This window comes from Sphaerisporangium corydalis (genome assembly GCF_025506355.1).
In the GTDB taxonomy this organism is placed as follows: Bacteria; Actinomycetota; Actinomycetes; order Streptosporangiales; family Streptosporangiaceae; genus Sphaerisporangium; species Sphaerisporangium corydalis.
The window spans coordinates 55759-69070 of record NZ_JANZYP010000028.1 but is presented as its reverse complement, the minus strand read 5'-3'; the positions used below and the strand labels follow the sequence as shown (position 1 = coordinate 69070).

The following is a 13312-nucleotide window of genomic DNA, read 5'->3' as shown; positions in this document are numbered from 1 at the left end:
GTGCGCCATCGGAGGCGGGGTTCGTCGTGTGTCCTCGTCGGAACGCGAACAGGGGAGAAGGGTGTGCTGAAAAATCTGAGCGATCGAGTGCTCTCGATCTTTGTGCCGGAGGTCGAGGCGGCGGCCGGGAGCTTCCTCCAGGCATGCGGCTGCAAATGGCATTGGAACTGGACCTACTGGTACCGCAACTGCTACTGGATCACCGTCGGGACCCTGTACAAGTGCGACCCGTGCTACGACTCCTACCTCGCGTGCTCGCCGTAGGGGCGAGCGCGTCCACGAGCACACCGGCCGCCACGCGGCCGTGAGGCTCTGAGAAGGGGATCGATCCCAATAGGCCGGGCGCGGCGGTCCCAGGCAGTCGGACCGGGGCCGCCGCGTCCCGTCAGAGGCCCGGGCGGGGAGATCCGCCCGTTCGGAGTGACTAGGGGGAATGGGCCCATGCCCTATGTAGTGGCGGCGACGGTCCTGGTGGGAATCATCGGCGTCGCCAACCTCGTCCTGACCTACGGCGTCATCCGCCGGTTGCGGGAGCACAGCGCGCTGCTGACCATCGGGCCGCCGAGGAACGACGACTTCGAGCAGGCGAAGCTGCCGGTCGGCGGTTCCGTGGCGGACTTCGAGGCGATCACGACCGACGGTCTCGACCTGTCGCGGGACGGCCTGACCGGTGAGACGCTGGTCGGGTTCTTCGCCCGGTCGTGCGACTCCTGCGCGGAGGAACTGCCCCGGTTCGTGGAACTGGCCGCCGGGATTCGCGGCGGGCGGGACCAGGTGCTCGCCGTCGTCATGGAGGACGGGCTGGACGCGGGGGAGATGATCGGCGACCTGGCCGGCGTGGCGCGCGTGGTGCGCGCCGAGAACCCGGAGAACGCCATCGTCCGGGCCTTCCAGGCGCGGGCGTTCCCCGCCTTCTTCTTCCTGGACGACGGGGTGGTACGGGCGGCCGAGTTCAGGGTGGGCGCGCTCCCCGCGTGGCAGCCTTCGTGACCCACGAGGCCCAGGAGGGCGGCGGCGCCCGGCACGAGACCGGCGGGGCCCGACCCGAGCACGGCCCGGAGGTCAGCGGCGCCCGGCACGCGCATGGCCCGGAGACCGGAGAGGTACGGCACGAGCACGGACGGGAGGCCGGTGGTGCCCGGCGTGGGCAGGTCGCCCGGATTCGCGAGGCCGTCATCCTCTCCTGGCGCGCCGGGCCCGTACCGCTGTCGGTCACGGTGCTGTGCAGCCTGGTGTCCGCCGCGCTGCCGGTGGCCTCGGCGTTGTGGACCAAGGCGGTGGTCGACACGCTCGCGCGCCCCGGGTTCGCCTTCGCCGACGTGCTCCCCCCGGCCGCGGGGCTGGTCGTGGCCGGCATGCTCGTCGCGGTGGTGCCGCGGGTCGGCTCGTACGCGCGCGGCATCTCCGACCGGGCAGCGGGGGTCCTGTCCCAGGACCTGCTCTTCGCTTCCGTCGAGCGCTTCACCGGCCTGCGCCGTTTCGAGGACCCCGCGTTCCAGGACCGGCTGCGCCTCGCCCAGCAGTCCACGGCGCAGACCCCGGGACAGGTCGTCCAGGGCGTGCTCGAATGCGCGGCCGGCGGGCTGACCGTCGCCGGGTTCCTCGCGTCGGTCACGACGCTCGGCCCGGCGATGCTCGTGCTCGTCGCGGCCACGGCGGTCCCCGTGCTGGTCGCCCAGCTCAGGCTCGCCCGGCATCACGCCTCCATGCTGTGGAAGGTCAGCCCGCTCGAACGCCGGGAGATCTTCTACACGATGCTGCTGTCCGGCCTGGACGCCGCCAAGGAGCTCCGGCTGTTCGGCACCGGGCCCGTCCTGCGCCTGCGGATGCTGGCCGAACGACGGGCGTCGAACCTCCAGCGGCGCGGCGCCGAGCGGCGTGACCTCCTCACCCAGGGCTGCCTGTCGCTGCTGGCGGCGGTGGTCAGCGGGGTGGCGCTGATCTGGGCGGTGAACCTGGCCGCCGAGGGCGCGATCGGTGTCGGTGACGTGCTCCTCCTGGTCGCCTCGGTCGCCGGGACCCAGGGGGCGGTGACCCGGATCGCCTCCGCCGTCGCCGGCACGCACCGGCAACTGCTGCTCTTCGACCACTATCTCGGGATCATCCGGGCGGAACCCGATCTGCCCGTCCCGGTCGCCGGCCACCGGGAGCTGCCGGAGCTGCGCCGGGGGATCGAGTTCCGGGACGTGTGGTTCCGCTATTCGGACGACCACCCGTGGGCGCTGCACGGGGTGAGCGTCTTCATCCCGTACGGCCAGGCGGTCGCGCTCGTCGGGCGCAACGGGTCAGGCAAGAGCACGCTGGTGAAGCTGCTGTGCCGGTTCTACGACCCCACCAGGGGGTCCATTTCGTGGGACGGAACGGATCTGCGCGACGTACGTCCCGAGGACCTGCGAGAAAGGATGACGGTGGTGTTCCAGGATTTCATGCGGTATGAGATGACGGCCGCGGACAACATCGGGCTCGGCGACGTCACGGCCATGGGCGACCGGCCGGTGCTGGAGTCGGCGGCGCGGCTCGCGGGCGTCCACGACACCCTGGCCGCCCTGCCGCGCGGCTACGACACACCGCTGACGCGCATGTTCACGGGCGACGGTGACGGCGGCTCCGAGGAGGACGGCTCGTCCGACGACGGCGTGCTGCTGTCGGGCGGCCAGTGGCAACGGCTGGCCATCGCGCGGGCCCTGATCCGCCGGGGCCGCGACCTGGTCGTCCTCGACGAACCGAGCTCGGGACTGGACCCGTCCGCCGAACACGACGTCCACACGCGGCTGGGCGAGCACCGCGCAGGGCGCACCAGCCTGCTGATCTCCCACCGCCTCGGGGCCGTGCGAAGCGCCGACACCATTCTCGTCCTCTCCGGCGGGACGGTCATCGAACAGGGGACCCATGACGAGCTCGTCACGGGCGGCGGCGAGTACGCCACCCTCTTCCGGCTCCAGGCGAGCGGGTACACCGATGACCGCCAAGCCTGAGCCCCGCGCCCGGCCGACGACCGGCGAGCCTGAGCGCGGAGTCCGGCCGGTGGCGGGCGGTTCCGGGCGCCGCGCCCGGCGGGGGTGGCGCGCGTGAGCGACGTCCTGATCGCCTGCCGCGGCCTGATCATCCTGGTCTTCGCGGTCGCCGTGGCCGGAAAGGCCCGGAACGCGGCCGCGTTCGCCTCGTTCGAGGCCTCGGTCAGGGCGCTGAAGGTGGCGCCCAGGCCGATGACCCGCCCCCTGGCCGTCGCGGTGGTCGCGGGAGAGCTCGCGGTCCCGCCGCTGCTGGCCTTCCCCGCGACGGTGGTCGCCGGGTTCGCCGTCGCCGCCGTGCTGCTGGTGGCGTTCCTGGCGGCCATCGTCTCAGCGCTCAGGCGGGGGACGGCCGCGACCTGCCGCTGCTTCGGCGTGTCGGAGGCCCCGTTCGCCTGGCGGCACGTCGTCAGGAACGCCCTGCTCACCTCGGTCGCCGTGACCGGGATCGTCTGCGCGGCGACCGGCGGTCCTTCGCCCGTCCACCCGGCCGGGGCGGCCGTCTCGATCGCCGTGGCCGCCTTCCTCGCGTTCCTGGTCGTCATCATGGACGAGCTGGCCGCCCTGTTCGGCCCAGTGGCGCGCCGCTCGTGATCGTGGCCGTCGTGCTGGGCGTCCTGGCGGTGGCCCTGGCCGTGCTCGCCGTCTGCGCCCGGCTGCTGTTCCTGGTGGTCACCGTGGTCGGCGCGAGCATGGAGCCGGCCTACCGTGCCGGGGACCGGCTGCTGTCCCGGCGGTGGGCGCCGCACCGCGTCGGCCGGGGCGATGTCGTGGTCCTGAACGGGGCCGTCACCGGAGTCGACCTCCCGCCCCAGGCGATGTCCTACCTGCTGTCGCGGCAGGAGGGCCGCCTGGTCCGGTTCCTCGTGAAGAGGGTGACCGCCGTGCCCGGCGACCCGGTGCCGGAGGTCGTCGTGCCCGCGCTGACGGTGCCGGCCGACGTCGTCCCGCCAGGACGGCTCGTGGTGCTCGGCGACAACTGGCGGACCAGCGCCGATTCGCGCGTGTTCGGATTCGTGGCGGCGGATCAGGTGGTCGCCGTGGTGATCCGGCGGCTTTCCGGTCGTCAGTACGGTTAGCTGTTCGCGACGGGTTCGAGGCCGCGGGGTGCCCCGGCCGGCGGGCCGGGACGGGGGGTCGAAGGAGTGAGGTCATACGGGGTGAGCCGGTTCGGCGTGCTGGGGCCGCTCGAAGTGGTGTACGACGGCCGGCCGGTCCCCATTCCGGCGGCCAAGCAGCGGGTCGCGCTGGCGACCCTGCTCCTCGAGGCGAACCGGCCGGTGCCGCTCGACCGGCTGATCGAGCGTATCTGGGAGGACGGCACCACGCCCGAGGACGCCCGCGCGGCGGTGCAGACCCACATGGCCCGGCTGCGCCGCACGCTGGGCGACGGCACCGGAGGCGTCCGGCTGATCGACACCCGCGACCGCGGCTACCTCATCCACGCAGGCCCGGACAGCTTCGACCTCATCCGGTTCCGCGACCTGGCCGGGCGGGCCGCGCGGGCGGGCGACGGCAGGGCCGAGGCCGGTCTGCTGCGGCAGGCGCTGGCGCTGTGGCGCGGGCCCGTGCTGGGCGACGTCCCGTCGGAGTCGCTGCATCGCGACGAGGTGCCCCGCCTGGTCGAGGAGCGGCTGGCCGCGCTGGAGCGCTGGTCCGACATCGGGCTCGCCCTGGGTGACCACGACGAGGTCATCGCCGAGCTCAGGCCGGCCACGGCCGAGCACCCGCTGCGTGAGCGCCTCTGGGTCAAGCTGATGCTCGCCCTCCACCGGTCCGGCCGGCGCGCGGAGGCGCTGCACGCGTACGTGAGCGTCAGCTCGGTCCTGCGGCAGGAGCTCGGCGTCGACCCGGGGGAGGAGCTGCGCCGGATCCACCACGCCGTCCTGGCCGACGAGCCCGACCTCGTGCCGGCCGAGCACGTGCGCGCGGGCGCGGCGCTCCGTCCGGCCACGCCGCCCCGGCAACTCCCGCCCGACATCGCGCACTTCACCGGCAGGGAGGCCGACCTCGCGCGTCTGGACGCCCTGCTGCCCCCGGAGCGTGAGCCCGCCTCCGTACCGCCAGGGGAAGCCCCGCCGGACGCGACCGTGATCTCCGTGGTCAGCGGGATGGGCGGGGCAGGGAAGACGACGCTCGCCGTGCACTGGGCACACCGGGTGGCGGCCCGCTTCCCCGACGGGCAGCTCTACCTCAACCTCCGCGGGTTCCGGTCCCGCGCGCCGCTGGAGCCGGGGGCCGCCCTGGAGATGACGTTGCGGGCGCTGGAGGTCCCGTCCGAACGCATCCCCGACCAGGTGGACGCCCGTTCGGCGCTGCTCCGCAGCGTGCTGGCCGGCCGGCGGGTCCTCATGGTCCTGGACGACGCGCGCGACAGCGCCCAGGTGCGGCCGCTGCTGCCCGGCTCGGGCTCGCTGGTGCTGGTCACCAGCCGCAGCCGGTTGGGCGGCCTGGTCGCGCGGGACGGCGCCCGTCCCGTCACCGTCGGCCAGCTCTCCCCCGCCGAGTCGGTCGGCCTGCTCGGCGCGGTGCTCGGGCGCGACCGGATCAGCGCCCAGCCGGAGGCCGCGGCCGATCTGGCGAACCTGTGCGCGCACCTTCCGCTGGCCCTGGTGATCGCGGCCGAGCACGCCACGCGGCGGCCTGACGTGCCACTGGCGGTGCTGGCCGGGGAACTCGGCGACGAGCGCACCCGCCTGGACCTGCTCGACACCGAAGAGGACACCGAGTCGAGCCTGCGCGCGGTGTTCGCCACCTCCCACCGCGAGATCGGCCACCAGGAGGCCCTCGCCCTGGAGCTCCTGGCGACCGGCCCCGGGCCGGACATCGGCCACGGCGCCGCCGCCTGCCTCATCGGCCTGCCCCGGGCGGGCGCCCGCCGGACGATGGAGCGGCTGCACGGCGCCAACCTGCTCCAGGAGCACGTGCCCGGCCGGTACCGGATGCACGACCTCGTCCAGATCTACGCGGCCGAGCAGGCCGGCCGCGTCCTCGCCTCGCGGTTCCGCACCGCCGCGCTGCGCCGCCTGGCCGACTTCTACCTGCACACCGCCTACGCGGCCAACCGGCTCATCGACCCCCACCACCTGCCGTTCGAGATCGGGCCGCCCCCGGCCGGATGCGAGCCGGAGCCGCTCACAGGCGTGACGTCGGCGCTGGCGTGGTTCGACGCCGAGCACGCGTGCCTGGTCGCCGTGCACGACCTGGCCCTGGACCAGGGGTGGTACCCCCTGGTCTGGCGGCTGACGCTGTGCCTGTTCGGCTTCCACCACCGGCGGGGTCACCTGCCCGACCACCTCGGCATCTGGCGGTCCGGGCTGGTGGCCGCCCGGCACCTGGGCGACCCGGCGGCGCTCAGCCTGGCCCATCGCCGCCTCGGGCAGGCCTGCTCCCGAGCGGGCTCGTCCGCCGAGGCCTTCCACCACCTGTCGCGCGCGCTGGCGCTCACCGAGCGGAGCGGCGACGTCCCGCAGCAGGCCCACACCAACATGGCCATCGCGGTGGCGTGGGGCAGGCAGGGGGCCGACCATCACGCCCTGGTCCACGCCGAGCGCGCCCTGCGCCAGTTCCAGACGCTGCCCGCCCCCGTCTGGCAGGCGCAGGCGCTCAACGCCGTCGGCTGGTACCACGCGCGCCTCGGCGACTACGAGCGCGGCAGGTCGCACTGCGAGCGGGCGCTGGACCTGCAGCGCGAGCACGGTGACGGGGCGAACGAGGCCATCAGCCTGGACAGCCTCGGCTTCATCGCCCACCGCACCGGCCGGCACGAGTGCGCCGTGTGCCACTACGAGGACGCCCTGGCCCGGTACCGCGAGCTCGGCAACAGCTACCAGGAGGCCGACACCCTGATGCGGCTCGGCGACGCGTACGAGGCGCTCGCCCGGGCCGAGGAGGCCCGCGACGCCTACCGGCGGGCCCGCGACCTGTACGCCGTCCAGCACCGCACCGGGGACGCCGGGCACACCGGCGGCGGGCCGGTACGCACCTCGGCGGGATCCCCGTTCCTGGCGGTCCTGAGGTCGGCCGCGCTCCAGCACGGGCCGGGCGGGGAGGCCGCCTCGCCGCGTTCCGGCGGCGCGTCTCTCGCGTGACCGGACCGGGACCGGAGGGGGTGGGGGACGTGGCCCGGCCTGTGTGAAGATCGGCGCATGATGCGATTAGGGCGGTTACTGCTTGCTTTCGGCTGCGTGCTGACGTTGACGGCGGGGGCCGTCTCCAGCGCCGCGGTGGCCGATTCGGCGAGCGCGGCGAAGGTCACCGACGTTCCCACGCAGCTCTCCGCGATGGAGAAGCTGGGGTTCATGGTCGGCAGGTGGGCGGGGACCGGCTGGACCATCGGGAGCTCCGGTGTCCGGCAGGAGTTCCTGCAGACCGAGCGCGTACGGCGCCAGGTGGGCGGCCTGGTGATCTCCGTCGAGGGCGAGGGGCGGGACAGGGCCGATCCCCGGCGGGTCGTGGACACCGCGCTCGCGGTGATCAACTACAACGACGTCACCGCGCAGTACCGCTGGGAGGCGTTCTCCCAAGGCTTCGTGACAACGGTGGCGCCCGTGGTCGGTGACGACACCTTCCAGTGGAGCCTGCAGACCCCCAGCACGACGATTCGGTACACGCTGCAGTTCACCCGCAGGACCTGGCACGAGATCGGCGAGTTCACGCTCGACGGCGGGCAGACCTGGCGGCAGAACTTCCAGATGGACCTGGTGCGCGTCGCCTGACCCGCGCGGGCGGCGCCGCTCACTCCGGTCCGGCGCCGTCCGCCGCGGGGGCGGGTGACGGGCGGCGCCGGGTGCGGTGTCACCGGAGAAGGGCCAGGGGGTTCACCGGGTGAAGGTATAGGCGGTCACCGGGTGAAGGTCAGGCCGGTGGCGGCGGGCGCGGCGGCGGTCCTGGCCCTGCGGATGCCGAGGACGGGGTCGGTGACCAGGTACAGGCCGGTGGCGGCGTCGTACAGGTCGTTGGCGTCCATCTTCATCGGCGCCTGCGTGCTCCCCTCGGACGGGACGTTCCCGGCCGCGCGCAGTTCGGCGGTGTGCGCGGCGGCGACCAGTTCGTGCATGGGCGCGGTGCCGCCGGACGTGCTCGCGTCCGACAGGTCCGACAGGCCGGCGGTGATGGAGGCGAACGCGTTGCCGTGCCGCCGCGCGGGCTCGGTCCTGAGCAGGCGCTGCGCGAGCCAGAAGTAGCTGGCCCTGCCCCGGTACTGCCGGTAGACGGCGGAGACCATGGCCAGCAGCCGGGCGTAGGAGTTGCGGTAGAGCGACTCGTAGAAGCCGCGCGCCTCCAGCTCGCCGACGTCGCCGTCCACCGTGGCGGTGATGGAGGCGGCGGCGAGCAGGCCGCTGTACATGGCCAGGTGGACGCCCGTGGACAGCAGCGGGTCGAGGAAGCAGGCGGCGTCCCCGGCGGTGAAGTACCCCGGGCCGCAGAAGGTGTCGGCGACGTAGGAGAAGTCCTGCTCGACGCGGACGGGGCCGTCGGGGGTGCCGGTGGCGACCAGTTCGGCGACGGTGGGCGACTCGGCGACCAGGGCGCGGAACATCTCCTCGGCCGAGCCGAAGGCGCCCCTGCGCTCAAGGAACCGGGTCTGGTGGGTGACGAACCCGACGCTGTAGACGTCGTCACGCAGCGGGATGACCCAGTACCAGCCCTCGGGCGAGGAGATCACGTTGATCCCGCCGCCGGGGGTGTCCGGCAGCAGGGCGCCGCCCTGGTAGTAGCCCCAGATGGCCACGTTGCGGAAGATGTCGTGCGGCCTGCGGTCGTGGAGGTGCCGGACCGACAGCACGCCCGCGCGGCCGGAGGCGTCGACCAGGAAGTCGAAGTCCTCGGTGGCGGTGGTGCCCCGGTAGGTCCAGTCGGCGGCGTGCGCCCGTCCCTCGTCGAAGTGGACGCGCTTGACCTGGGCGCCCTCGATGACCTCGGCGCCCTGCTCGGCGGCGTGGTCGAGCAGCACCTTGTCGAAGTCGGCGCGGTCCACCTGCCAGGAGCGGACCTTCGGCCCGAACGTCTTGGCCCAGTCGATGGTCCAGTCGCGTTCGGTGCCCCAGCGCAGCAGGATGCCCTCCTTCACCGTGTAGCCGCGGGCCTCGATCTTGTCGTGCGCGCCGGCGTAGTCGATGATCGCCCGGCACGATGGGGAGACCGACTCACCGATGTGGTATCGGGGAAATATCTCGCGTTCCAAAAGGCGGACGTCCACCCCCCGCCGCGCGAGAAGCGCCGCCGTGATCGAGCCGGCGGGGCCGCCTCCGATAACCAAGACTTTCTTCGCCATCAGCCAGTCCTCCGCATTTATCGGTACAAGTCGCGTTGGGAATTACGTATTACGCATGGGCCGCGACGAACTACGTACGCGTCGGACGGTGGATGCGTATGTTATGACCTATTCTTGGCGATATTCTGGACCGGTCATGTCAGATGGCCGATGATGCATTTGGGCCTCACCCCGTCCAAAGGAGCACATCATGGGCTTGAACCTGCGAGTGGTCGTCCCGCTCGTCTACGCGGCAGCCGTCATCGTCACCCTGCTGATCGACAAGACCGCCGGCGGCGTGGTCGCCGTCGTCGGCGCCATCCTGGTGGCCCTGTTCTTCGTGAGCTACGGCCGCAGGGCCAAGCGCACCTCGTAGCCGGACGCGCGTCAGTGACCGGACGCGCGCCGAGGGCCGGGCGCGCGTCATCGGGGCGTCAGCGCGAAGAGGGCGCCCCACGGGTCGTAAAGGATCGTCGCCCGGCCGTGCCGAGCGGCGATCGTGGCCCCGAGGCGCTCGGCCGTGGCGAGTGCGGCCGGGCCGTCGCCGGTCATGAAGTACGTCACCCATCGCGCCGCCGTACCGGCCATCGGCGCCCGTACGGCCGTGGCGACCCCGGTCGCGCCGAACACGCCATCGTAGAAGGCGCCGGCCCCGTCCCGGGCCCACAGCTCGTTGCGGCACCACGTCCCCGGCTCGTCCACCACCACGATCCCGTCCGCCCAGTGGCCCTGCCACAGCCCGACGGCCGCGCCGCCGGGGTCCACCGCGAACAGCAGCCGCCCGTCGTGGCCCGCGTCGATCGGGCCGAAGACCACCGAGCCGCCGAGCTCCTTGACCCGGACGGCGCCGGCGTCGGCGTCCTTGGTGGCCAGGTAGGTGTTCCAGGACGCGGGCAGCCCCATGCCGGGGGCCACCCGGCCGAACCCCCCGACGACCTGCCCGTCCAGGCGGACGAACCCGTACCCGCCGGCCTCCTCGAACTCCCACCCGAACAGCTCCCCGTAGAACGCCTTGGCGCCCTCGGGGTCGAGCGCCGCGTAGTCCACCCAGCACGGCGCGCCGGGCTCATAGGACCGGTGAATCGGCACGGAGTCCCTCCCTCTCGGCCAGCAGCAGGTGGTCGCCGACGGCGGACGCGACCGTCTCGGGCCGCTCGATCAGGCACAGGTGCCCGGCGGCGGGCACGGTCAGCGTCCGGCACCGGGGGACGGTCGCGCGCAGCAGCTCGGCGCTCGTCCGGAACGTCGGCATGTCCTCGTCGCCGACCACGACCAGCGTCGCCGCGCGGATGCCGCCGAGGTCCTGCGCGGTGTGGACGTGCCTGCTGAGGCCGTACATCGCGCCGTCGCTCAGCTCCTTCCACGCGTGCCTGGCCACGACGGAGCGGAGCCGGGCACGCAGGGCGGGGTGCCGCTCGGTGCCGCGGAAGATGTCCGGCGGCGAGCTCATCCACAGGTCGGCGAGCTGCTCGCCTGAGGCGCCGAACCGCGCGAGCGCCGCGAGCGCCCGGTAGCGGTCGCCGGTCCCGGGCTCGGCGGGCGCGCCCGCGATGGTGGGCGAGCCGATGATCAGGCCGCGGATCGCCTCGGGGTCGCCGATGGCCATCTGCAGGGCGATCATCGACCCGATGGACTCGGCCACGACCAGCCGCGCGGACTCGGCCCTGGCCAGCGCGGCCAGCTCGGCGCCGACCGCGCTCAGGGACGTGCCGGGCGGCAGCGGGCCGGACCGGCCGTGACCGGGCAGGTCGACGCCGACGTGCCGCCAGCCGGGCAGCAGCGTCCACAGCTCCTTCCACACCGACGAGTCCATCGTGTAGCCGTGGATCCACAGGACGGCGGGGCCGTCGCCGTGCGTGCGCGTGAACAGGTTCATGACGGCGCTCCGAAACTCGCGCAGAACTGGCGGAAGGCGATGACGGGCGCGTCACCGGCGTCGAACCGCTGGGGCGCGTTCACGTCCAGGTGGTCCCAGACGACCCGGTCCTGGTCGAACGCGTACTTGGCGCCGTGGATGAGGGCGGGCAGCGAGCCGGTCTGGCCGGGGCGGACCCCGATCGCGACCCGTCCCACGCAGCCCTTCCCGTCGGGGACCGCCCCGGTGATGATCGTGTACGGCGCCTCGCCGTCACCCAGCTCGGTGACCACCAGGTGCGGGCTGAAGGCGCGGGCCACGAACCGGGACGCGAAGTCCAGCCGGCGCTCCTTCTCCCAGGGGGGCGCCTTGGTGCGGAACTCGCCGGCGATGACGAGCTCGCCGTGCTCCCCGAGGGTCGCCCGCATGCCGCGGACCGAGGGCACCAGGTGGACCGTGCGGAAGTGCTCGGCGTCGAAGGCGTTCTCCACGACGTACTCGGCGGGCACCGCGACCGGCTGGATCACCGCGCCGACGACCACCAGGTCGGCGGCCACCTGTTTGATCACCTGCTGGAAGCCACGGTCGTCGCCCGGACCGTCCGACAGCCGGGCGAACAGGGCGGCGCCCGCCCGTTCCGTGGGCAGTTCGGCCACCGACCAGCGGCGGCCGGTGTCGCCCAGGGAGATCCGCTTGCCGTGGAAGGGGCAGGTCACGCAGCCGCCGTCCAGCTTGCCGCCGTACCCGAGGTGGGCGCCCCGGTGCGGGCAGGCGCCGTCGAAGACCCGGATCCGGTCGCCGTCCCTGACCGCGATCAGGCTGCGGCCGCAGGCGCTGAGCGGTGTGAGCTCCTCGGTGAGCTCCTCCTCCAGCGCGAGCAGGAACCATCCGCCATGAGATGTCATCTCTTCAGCGCCCCCATCACTTCTCTGGCCGCGCGCTCGCCGCTGGCCATCGCCATGTGCACCATGGGCGGGCCGGAGCGGCCGACGGTGGCCTCCCCGGCGAAGAAGAGCGTGCCGCCCATCGGTTCGGCCCAGGCCGCCGACGCCCACAGGGCGCCCACGGCCGGGTACGTGTACGCGCCGCCGGCCCACTCGTCGGCGCCCCAGTCGGCCACCTCGACCGAGATGGGTTCCACCGAGCGGGTCCACGGCATCGCCTCGCGCAGCGAGGCCGCCACGCCGCCCGGCGAGCGCGCCGCCACGCGGGCCGCGTGGGCCGCGCGGTCCTTGGCCACGATGAGCACCTCGGGGCGGCCCGCCGTGGCGCTGACGAACCCGAGCCGCCCGCCGGCGTCGAAGACCACACTCGACTCCGGGGCCGGGCCCGGGTAGGTGACCACGCCGCACCACCCGTCGCCGAGCCGCAGTTCGTACGCGGCGGCCTGCTTGCGCACGGGCAGGGCGTCGATGACGAGCCCGCCACCGGTGACCAGCGGGGGAGGGACGGTGACGACGGCGGCGCCCGCGGTCGTGACGCCGCCGGGGGTGGTGACGTCCACCCGGCCGGGCGTCCACGCGATCCGCAGGGCCGCGCTGCCGGTGCGCACGTCCAGGCCCGTGGCGAGCCGGGCGGGCAGGCGGTCGAACCCGCCGGGCACGGTGAACTCGCCCCGGCCCGCGCGGTCGGCCCGCCGCCCGGCGGCCAGGCCGAGGGCGCTGAGCACGTCAGGATCGGCGGCCCAGTTCTGCCGGAACCACTCCGCGGTCGCCTCGGCGACCGTCGGGCTCACCGGGGCCTGGAGCTTGAGCCACTGCGCGACCGGTACGTCCTCGGCCGCGCGGGCCAGCAGCCGTTCCTCCAGCACCGGGGGCGGCGGTCCGCCCTCGGACAGGGCGGCCATCGGGCGCAGCTCCCCGCCGAGCAAGACGTGGGCGGGCCGCCGGGGCATCGGCACCAGGCGTTCCTGCCCGGGGAGCGTCCAGATGGGGTTGCGGTCCCCGTGGACGACCTGCGCGCCGAGTTCGAGCAGAGAGGGCCGATGGGTGAGGATCCGGCCGCCGATCCGGTCCCTGGCCTCAAGGACGGTCACCGCGAGGCCCGCGTCGCGCAGGCGCCCGGCCGCGGTGAGGCCGCTGACTCCGGCTCCGATCACGACCACATCGAACTGCACCGCTTTCCACCCCCTTGTAGTAGCTTGTTGCTCGGCTTGATCATGAGGACGCGTGATGCTTGATCAGGAGGACA

13 protein-coding genes are annotated in these 13312 nt (G+C 73.6%); 8 read left to right on the top strand and 5 right to left on the bottom strand.

From position 1 onward, the window contains the following. The first annotated feature begins 63 nt into the window (after positions 1-63). The 7 genes from NYZ98_RS20210 (at position 64) to NYZ98_RS20180 (ending at position 7729) form a co-directional block, all read left to right on the top strand. Positions 64-264 carry a hypothetical protein gene (locus NYZ98_RS20210; RefSeq protein ID WP_262844387.1) on the top strand — a complete coding sequence of 67 codons (201 nt, stop codon included), beginning with the start codon at positions 64-66 and terminating at the stop codon, positions 262-264. A gap of 177 nt (positions 265-441) precedes the next feature. Continuing rightward, a complete protein-coding gene (locus NYZ98_RS20205) occupies positions 442-990 on the top strand; it encodes a TlpA disulfide reductase family protein (RefSeq protein WP_262844386.1) in 549 nt (182 codons plus the stop codon). Beyond that, complete coding sequence (locus NYZ98_RS20200; protein WP_262844385.1) at positions 975-2975, top strand: ABC transporter ATP-binding protein; 2001 nt, start codon at positions 975-977, stop codon at positions 2973-2975. The genes NYZ98_RS20205 and NYZ98_RS20200 overlap by 16 nt, the downstream gene beginning before the upstream one ends. A 93-nt stretch (positions 2976-3068) precedes the next feature. Continuing rightward, positions 3069-3605: a MauE/DoxX family redox-associated membrane protein gene (locus tag NYZ98_RS20195; protein ID WP_262844384.1), complete on the top strand. Its 537-nt coding sequence runs from the start codon at positions 3069-3071 to the stop codon at positions 3603-3605. Next, positions 3602-4090, top strand: a complete 489-nt coding sequence (locus tag NYZ98_RS20190) for a S26 family signal peptidase (RefSeq protein WP_262844383.1) — start codon at positions 3602-3604, stop codon at positions 4088-4090. The genes NYZ98_RS20195 and NYZ98_RS20190 overlap by 4 nt, the downstream gene beginning before the upstream one ends. An 81-nt stretch (positions 4091-4171) precedes the next feature. After that, positions 4172-7102, top strand: coding sequence for an AfsR/SARP family transcriptional regulator (locus NYZ98_RS20185; RefSeq protein ID WP_262844382.1), 2931 nt, complete (start codon positions 4172-4174; stop codon positions 7100-7102). A gap of 57 nt (positions 7103-7159) precedes the next feature. Beyond that, entirely contained in the window at positions 7160-7729 is a 570-nt protein-coding gene (locus NYZ98_RS20180; protein WP_262844381.1) for a hypothetical protein, read from the top strand. A gap of 125 nt (positions 7730-7854) precedes the next feature. Here the strand turns inward: NYZ98_RS20180 and NYZ98_RS20175 are convergent, their stop codons facing one another. Then, positions 7855-9288, bottom strand: coding sequence for an NAD(P)/FAD-dependent oxidoreductase (locus tag NYZ98_RS20175; RefSeq protein ID WP_262844380.1), 1434 nt, complete (start codon positions 9286-9288; stop codon positions 7855-7857). Between the two features lie 190 nt (positions 9289-9478). Here NYZ98_RS20175 and NYZ98_RS20170 point away from each other — a divergent pair, with 190 nt between their 5' ends. Next, positions 9479-9643 (top strand): hypothetical protein, encoded by a 165-nt coding sequence (locus NYZ98_RS20170; protein ID WP_262844379.1) that lies wholly within the window; start codon positions 9479-9481, stop codon positions 9641-9643. Between the two features lie 47 nt (positions 9644-9690). Here NYZ98_RS20170 and NYZ98_RS20165 read toward each other — a convergent pair whose 3' ends face one another. The 4 genes from NYZ98_RS20165 to NYZ98_RS20150 are packed head-to-tail and all read right to left on the bottom strand — an operon-like array spanning position 9691 to position 13238. Beyond that, a complete protein-coding gene (locus NYZ98_RS20165; protein ID WP_262844378.1) occupies positions 9691-10356 on the bottom strand; it encodes a VOC family protein in 666 nt (221 codons plus the stop codon). Next, entirely contained in the window at positions 10334-11143 is an 810-nt protein-coding gene (locus NYZ98_RS20160; RefSeq protein ID WP_262844377.1) for an alpha/beta fold hydrolase, read from the bottom strand. The genes NYZ98_RS20165 and NYZ98_RS20160 overlap by 23 nt, the downstream gene beginning before the upstream one ends. Further along, a complete protein-coding gene (locus NYZ98_RS20155; RefSeq protein ID WP_262844376.1) occupies positions 11140-12027 on the bottom strand; it encodes a Rieske 2Fe-2S domain-containing protein in 888 nt (295 codons plus the stop codon). Before NYZ98_RS20155 ends, NYZ98_RS20160 begins: the two co-directional genes overlap by 4 nt. Continuing rightward, the gene (locus NYZ98_RS20150) at positions 12024-13238 is read right to left on the bottom strand and encodes a flavin monoamine oxidase family protein (RefSeq protein ID WP_316249582.1); all 1215 of its coding nucleotides are present in this window, start codon (positions 13236-13238) and stop codon (positions 12024-12026) included. Before NYZ98_RS20150 ends, NYZ98_RS20155 begins: the two co-directional genes overlap by 4 nt. Positions 13239-13312 lie beyond the last annotated feature (74 nt).